Annotated in this window: 8 protein-coding genes; 6 read left to right on the plus strand and 2 right to left on the minus strand. The window is 70.0% G+C overall.

The window, feature by feature from the left end:
* Positions 1-20: 20 nt before the first annotated feature.
* Positions 21-884 (minus strand): SDR family oxidoreductase, encoded by an 864-nt coding sequence (locus ACPYOG_RS10620; protein WP_481294195.1) that lies wholly within the window; start codon positions 882-884, stop codon positions 21-23.
* Positions 885-977: 93 nt separating this feature from the next.
* Between ACPYOG_RS10620 and ACPYOG_RS10625 the strand changes: the two genes are divergently transcribed.
* Entirely contained in the window at positions 978-1361 is a 384-nt protein-coding gene (locus ACPYOG_RS10625; protein WP_481294196.1) for a winged helix-turn-helix transcriptional regulator, read from the plus strand.
* A 19-nt stretch (positions 1362-1380) separates the two neighbouring features.
* On the opposite strand, the gene ACPYOG_RS10630 is transcribed toward ACPYOG_RS10625, so the two are convergent.
* On the minus strand, positions 1381-2403 hold the full coding sequence (locus ACPYOG_RS10630; RefSeq protein ID WP_481294201.1) for a 4-hydroxy-3-methylbut-2-enyl diphosphate reductase: 1023 nt from the start codon (positions 2401-2403) through the stop codon (positions 1381-1383).
* 132 nt (positions 2404-2535) lie between these two features.
* Between ACPYOG_RS10630 and xseA the strand changes: the two genes are divergently transcribed.
* The 5 genes from xseA to ACPYOG_RS10655 all read left to right on the plus strand — a co-directional run.
* The gene (gene xseA / locus ACPYOG_RS10635) at positions 2536-3852 is read left to right on the plus strand and encodes an exodeoxyribonuclease VII large subunit (RefSeq protein ID WP_481294202.1); all 1317 of its coding nucleotides are present in this window, start codon (positions 2536-2538) and stop codon (positions 3850-3852) included.
* Between the two features lies 1 nt (position 3853).
* Complete coding sequence (locus tag ACPYOG_RS10640; RefSeq protein WP_481294197.1) at positions 3854-4129, plus strand: exodeoxyribonuclease VII small subunit; 276 nt, start codon at positions 3854-3856, stop codon at positions 4127-4129.
* Positions 4126-4785: a DUF4245 domain-containing protein gene (locus ACPYOG_RS10645; protein ID WP_481294198.1), complete on the plus strand. Its 660-nt coding sequence runs from the start codon at positions 4126-4128 to the stop codon at positions 4783-4785. The genes ACPYOG_RS10640 and ACPYOG_RS10645 overlap by 4 nt, the downstream gene beginning before the upstream one ends.
* Positions 4785-5417, plus strand: coding sequence for a carbonic anhydrase (locus ACPYOG_RS10650; RefSeq protein ID WP_481294199.1), 633 nt, complete (start codon positions 4785-4787; stop codon positions 5415-5417). The genes ACPYOG_RS10645 and ACPYOG_RS10650 overlap by 1 nt, the downstream gene beginning before the upstream one ends.
* 34 nt (positions 5418-5451) lie before the next feature.
* The coding region (locus tag ACPYOG_RS10655; RefSeq protein WP_481294200.1) for a class II fumarate hydratase at positions 5452-6882 on the plus strand (1431 nt) is incomplete at its 3' end.

Consider the following 6882-nt stretch of genomic DNA (forward strand, 5'->3'; position numbering starts at 1 on the left):
GCCGGCGGGGTGACCGAGGTTCAGGCCGCCGCGCGCGCCTGAGCCAGCCCGTCCGCCAGAGGCGTCGTCGGGCGGCCGATCAGCTCCCGCAGCGTCGGCGTGGCCTCCGCAAGCGCTCCATCCCGGATGTTGCCGTCGAGCGCGACCACGAAACCTGCGGTGCCGGCGTCCAGGCCCACGCCGGTCAGGATGCTGCCGTGCTCCTCCGGGCTCACCGGCCGGTAGACGACCTCCCGGCCGAGGAGCTCGCTGGCCACCTCGGCCAGGTCGGCGAAGGTCCACGCGGTGTCGCCGCTCAGCTCGTACACGGCGCCCTCGTGGCCCGGCGTGGTGAGGACGACGGCGGCCGCTTCGGCGTAGTCGGCCCGAGTGGCGCTGGCGACGCGGCCCTCCCCCGCGCTTGCGACGATCTCGCCGGTCGCGGCTGCGGTGTCGAGGGTGCCGAGGTAGTTCTCGGTGTACCAGTTGTTGCGCAGCACCGTGACCGGCAGGCCCGACGCGGCGAGCAACCGCTCGGTCTCGGCGTGCTCGGGAGCGACCACCAGGTCGGTGTCCGTCGCCTTCGACGCGCTGGTGTAGACCACGCGGCCGACTCCGGCGCGGACGGCCGCGTCGATCGCGTTGCGGTGCTGCTGCAACCGCTGGCCGACCTCCGAACCGGACACGAGAAGGAGGGCGTCGGCGCCGTTGAACGCCGCATCCAGAGTCTCGGGCTGCTCGAAGTCGATGACCCGGGTGTCGATTCCCTGCGCCGCGAAGGAGGCGAGCCGGTCGGCATTCCGCCCCAGAGCGCGGAGGTCGGAGGCGGGGATTCCGCGCTCGAGGAGGGACTCGATGACGAGACGGCCGAGCTGCCCGGTCGCGCCGGTGATGACGATGGTCATATGGGGTTCCTTTCGGTTGTTCATGATCGGCAACCGGCAGGTTCGCACAATACTTCCCGAAGGGAGGTACCCACTTTTTGGTAAGCTACTGACGTGGACACCGGAATTCAGGCGTTGAACGGCCACGGCTTCACCGATGGCGTGCTCCCCTCGGAGTGCCCGAGCCGCATCGTGCTCAATCACATCACCAGCACCTGGGGCGTCCTCATCCTCGTCGCGCTCTCGCAGAGCGACCTGCGCTGGGGTGAACTGCGCCGGACCGTGCAGGGCATCAGCGAGAAGATGCTTGCCCAGACGCTCCGGACCCTCGAGAAGGACGGCTTCGTCCTGCGCACCGCTCAGCCGACCGTCCCGCCACGGGTCGACTACAGCCTGACCGAGCGCGGCCGGGACGTGACCACACACCTGCTGCCCCTGATGGAATGGATCTCCGACAACGCCGACGACATCCTGAGCGGAACGTCGCGCGCGAGCTGAGGCAGGGATCCCGCCGCGCTCAGTGCACGCGGCCGCCGAGCGCCCGCGCGTCCTGCTTGCCGGTGATGTCCTTGCGGAGCTCCTTCGGCAGCGAGAACATGAGGTCCTCCTCGGCCGTCTTGACCTGCTCCACGTCGCGGTAGCCGGCGCCGGCGAGGTCGTCCAGCACCTCCTGCACGAGCACCTCGGGAACGGACGCGCCGCTCGTCACACCGACGGAGGCGACGCCGTCCAGCCACTCCTGCTTGATCTCGCTCGCGTAGTCGACGCGGTACGCCGCCGACGCGCCGTACTCGAGGGCGACCTCCACCAGGCGGACCGAGTTGGAGGAGTTGGCCGAGCCGACGACGATGACGAGGTCGGCCTGCTCGGCGACCTTCTTGATGGCCACCTGCCGGTTCTGCGTCGCGTAGCAGATGTCGTCGCTCGGCGGGTCCTGCAGGTGGGGGAAGCGCTCGCGGAGGCGGCGCACCGTCTCCATCGTCTCGTCCACCGAGAGCGTGGTCTGGGACAGCCAGACGACCTTCTCCGGGTCCTTCACGACGATCGAATCCACGTCGTCCGGGCCGTTCACCAGGGTCACGTGCTCGGGCGCCTCGCCCGCCGTGCCCTCGACCTCTTCGTGGCCGGCGTGGCCGATGAGCAGGATCTCGAAGTCGTCGCGCGCGAACCGCACCGCCTCCCGGTGCACCTTGGTGACGAGCGGGCAGGTCGCGTCGATCGCGAGCAGGCCACGGTCGGCGGCCGCATTCACGACAGCCGGCGACACCCCGTGCGCCGAGAAGACGACGTGCGCCCCAGGCGGGACCTCATCCACCTCGTCGACGAAGATCGCGCCCTGCCGTTCCAGCTCGGACACGACGTGCACGTTGTGGACGATCTGCTTGCGCACGTAGACCGGCGCACCGTACAGCTCGAGCGCCTTCTCCACAGCCACGACCGCGCGGTCCACACCGGCGCAGTAGCCGCGGGGAGCGGCCAGCAGCACCCGCTTATGTCCGAGGACCGGGTTATCCTGAAGCCGGCCCCTCACCCCCGGCATACGGGGAATCGGGAGGCTGATGGTTGTGTCGCTCACCCGATCGATCCTACGTGAGCACACTGGAGACGGAATGGGAGGGCGCTTGTGACTCAGGTCGCCGACAGCGGCACCGCACAGCCCTCGACCGTCACCATGCAGCCGGCTCCCCCGACCGTCGACGCGCCGTGGCCGGTCGCCCTGCTCAACAACAAGATCAAGGGATGGATCGAGCGGCTCGGCACCGCCTGGGTCGAGGGCGAGATCACGCAGTGGGGCACCTCCGGGGGCAACGTCTACGGCAAGCTCAAGGACCTCGATGAGGACGCCACGATCAGCTTCACGATCTGGTCGTCCGTGAAGGCGCGCATCCCTGCCGACCTGAAGCAGGGCGACCGCGTGGTCGCGGCGATCAAGCCGAACTTCTGGGTCAAGGGCGGCACCTTGACCATGCAGGTCTACGACATGAAGCACGTCGGCCTCGGCGACCTGCTCGAGCGGCTGGAGCGGCTGCGGCAGCAGCTCGCCGCCGAGGGGCTGTTCGGGCTCGACCGCAAGAAGCGGCTCCCCTTCCTGCCGCACACCATCGGCCTCGTGACGGGCAAGGACTCCGACGCCGAGAAGGATGTGCTGCGCAACGCGCAGCTGCGCTGGCCGCAGGTGCGGTTCCGCGTGGTGCACGCTGCGGTGCAGGGCGAGCGGACGGTCGCCGAGGTCATCGCCGCCATCCGGACGCTGGATGCGGACCCCGAGGTCGAGGTCATCATCGTCGCCCGGGGCGGCGGCGACTTCCAGAACCTCCTCGGCTTCAGCGACGAGCGGCTGGTGCGCGCTGCGGCTGCGGCCCTCACGCCCATCGTCAGTGCCATCGGGCACGAGGCCGACCGGCCGCTCCTCGACGAGGTGGCCGACCTGCGCGCCTCCACTCCCACCGATGCGGCGAAGCGGGTCGTGCCGGACGTCGCCGAAGAGCTGGCGCGCGTGCAGCAGGCGCGCGCCCGGATCGGGATGCGCGTCACCCACCTGATCGCGCACGAGATCGACCGGATCGGGCACCTGCGCACGCGTCCCGTCCTCGCCTCCCCCGGGTGGATCGTGGATGCGCGCGCCCAGGAGCTCACTCGGTACGTCTCCCGGGGGACGGAGCTCGTCGGGCGGTGCGTCGACCGCGAGACCACCCGCGTCGCAGAGCTGCGCGGGCAGTTGCGGGCGCTCTCCCCGCAGGGGACCCTCGATCGCGGCTACGCGATCGTGCAGACGGCGGCCGGGCACGTCGTGACCGAGCCGGCGGAGGCGCCGGCGGGCACCGCCCTGCGCCTCACGGTCTCGGGCGGCTCGCTCGCCGCGACCGCGGGGGACGAACTGCCCTCGCCGGCCGTCCCTCCACAGGCCGCCGTTCGTCCACAGGCTGACGTTCCTCCACAGACCGACGTTCATTCGGACGCTCCAGCGGACCCTCAGCGGGCCAAATAGAATGGATGTCATGCCCAGTTCCGAGACGTCCCCCGCGGGGGATCCGCTCAGCACGCTCAGCTACGAGGAGGCGCGCGACGAGCTGATCCGCGTCGTCACCGAGCTGGAGCAGGGCACGTCGACCCTCGAGGAGTCCATCGCCCTGTGGGAGCGCGGCGAAGCGCTGGCGCGGCACTGCGAGGAGTGGCTGATCGGCGCGAAGGCACGGCTGGATGCGGCGCGAGCCGGAGTCGGCGCGGGCACGTCGCAGAGCGTGTCAGAAGCCGCGAGCGAATGAGCCCTCGCACCAAGCCACCTGCGGTGGTCGCCGAGCTCGGCCGCCCTGAGACGCCGGAGGAGACCGCCGCCCGCAAGGCGGAGAACTCGGCGAACCATCGCAACCGGCAGACGATCAACAACCTCGTCTACTCCCTCATCGCGACGCTCGCGCTCGTGGCGGTCATCGTCCTGGTCGTGCCGCGCGGCAACCCGTCGGCGACCCGGCCCGCCGTGGACTACGCGGCCGCAGCCCAGCAGGCACAGGGCAGCGAACCGGATCCGCTGCTCGTGCCGAAGCTCCCCTCCGGCTGGACGTCGAACAACGCGGAGCTGCGCACCAAGACCGCCGACAAGGTCGACTCCTGGTACATCGGCCTGATCAGCCCGAAGCAGCAGTTCATCGGTGTCACGCAGGGCTTCGGCGCCAACGACAGCTGGGTCTCCGACCAGGTGGGGAAATCGGTCATCACGGGGACGCGAGACATCGACGGAATCAGGTGGGACGTCTACGACCATCGCGCCTCGGGCTCGCAGGACGACAACGTCGACTACGCCCTGGTGGCTCACGCGGGCGACAGCACAGTCATCCTGTCCGGCACGGCGGACGACACCGAGTTCCGCACGGTGGCGTCGTCGCTCGTCGACCAGATCCATTCACTCGGAGGAGGAAAGTAGTGCCCACCACACGCCCTGCAAAGATCTGGACCGCGTTGCTCGAGGGCAACGCCCGCTTCATCGCGGGCGAGCCGCAGCATCCCCACCAGGATGTGACGCGCCGCGAATCGGTCGCCGGCGGTCAGGAGCCCGTGGTGGCGATCTTCGGCTGCTCCGACTCCCGCCTGGCTGCGGAGATCATCTTCGACCTCGGGCTGGGCGATGCGTTCGTCATCCGCAACGCCGGTCAAGTCGTGTCCGGCTCGGTGCTGGGTTCGCTGGAGTACGCGGTGGCCGTCCTGCACATCCCCCTCATCCTCGTGCTCGGGCACGACAGCTGCGGCGCGGTCGCCTCGGCGATCGCCTCACAGGCAGCCGACGCCGAGCCTCTTCCGCCGCACATCGCGGACCTGATCGCGCCGATCGTGCCCGCGGTCCACCGCGTCACCGGGCCGGGGGCGGTCGACCCGCGCGTGGTCGACGCGTCCGCGGTCGGGCGGGAGCATCTGCGCGACACCGTGTCCGAGCTGCTCGCGCGGTCCGAGATCATCGCGTCAGCGGTCGCCGAGAACACTCTCGGGATCGTCGGCGCCAACTACCGGCTCGCGGAGGGCCGGGCGGTCCCCGACGTCGTCGTCGGCGTGAGCGACTGACCCGACCCCCGCAAACAGAAAGGAAGAACACACCGTGGTGGACACCCAGGCTGACGCCGAGTACCGCATCGAACACGACACGATGGGCGAGGTGCGCGTCCCGAAGGACGCCCTGTACGGCGCGCAGACCCAGCGTGCGGTCGAGAACTTCCCGATCTCGGGCTCTGTTCTCGAGCCGGCGCAGATCGCCGCACTGGCGCGGATCAAGAAGTCGGCCGCGCTCGCCAACGCCCGCTTGGGCGTCCTCGACCAGGAGGTGGCGGACGCCATCGCGTCGGCCGCCGACGAGGTCGCCTCCGGCGCCCACGACGCGGAGTTCCCGATCGACGTCTACCAGACCGGGTCGGGCACCTCGTCCAACATGAACATGAACGAGGTGCTGGCGACTCTCGCGTCCGAGCGGCTCGGCCGTCCCGTGCACCCGAACGACCACGTGAACGCGTCGCAGTCCTCGAACGACGTCTTCCCGACCTCGGTGCACATCGCGGTCACCGGCGCGCTCATCGATGACCTCATCCCGGCACTCGACCACCTCGCGGTGGCGCTGGAGGAGAAGGCGGAGCTGTGGGCGGAGGCGGTCAAGAGCGGCCGCACGCACCTGATGGATGCGACGCCGGTCACCCTCGGGCAGGAGTTCGGCGGCTACGCCGCGCAGGTGCGCTACGGCATCGAGCGGATCCGGGCAGCACTCCCCCGCGTCGCAGAGGTTCCCCTCGGCGGGACCGCCGTCGGCACGGGCATCAACACGCCCCTCGGCTTCCCCCAGCTCGTCATCGAGCTGCTGACGGCCGAGACCGAGCTTCCGGTCACCGAGGCGCGCAACCACTTCGAGGCGCAGGCCAACCGGGATGCGCTGGTCGAGGCATCCGGCGCCCTGCGGACCATCGCCGTCTCGCTGACGAAGATCTCCAACGACCTGCGCTGGATGGGCTCGGGCCCGAACACGGGTCTCGGCGAGCTGCACATCCCGGACCTGCAGCCGGGATCCTCGATCATGCCCGGCAAGGTGAACCCGGTCATCCCGGAGGCTGTGCTGATGGTCGCCGCGCGCGTCGTCGGGAACGACGCGACGATCGCGTGGAGCGGCGCCTCCGGCCTCTTCGAGCTGAACGTGGCCATCCCCGTGATGGGAACCGCGCTCCTGGAGTCCATCCGTCTGCTCACCCAGTCGAGCCGCGTGCTCGCCGACAAGACCATCCGCGGCCTGGAGGCCAACCTCGAGCGCGCCCGCGCCTTCGCGGAGTCGAGCCCGTCGATCGTGACCCCGCTCAACCGGGTGATCGGCTACGAGTCGGCCGCGAAGGTCGCCAAGCACGCCGTCGCGAAGGGCATCACCGTGCGTGAGGCCGTCATCGACCTCGGCTTCGTCGAGCGTGGCGAGGTCACCCTCGAGCAGCTCGACACCGCCCTCGACGTCCTCTCGATGACCTGTCTCTTATACACATCTGACGCTGCCGACGACGGA

Source organism: Leifsonia sp. HAY1-4F (genome assembly GCF_056755275.1).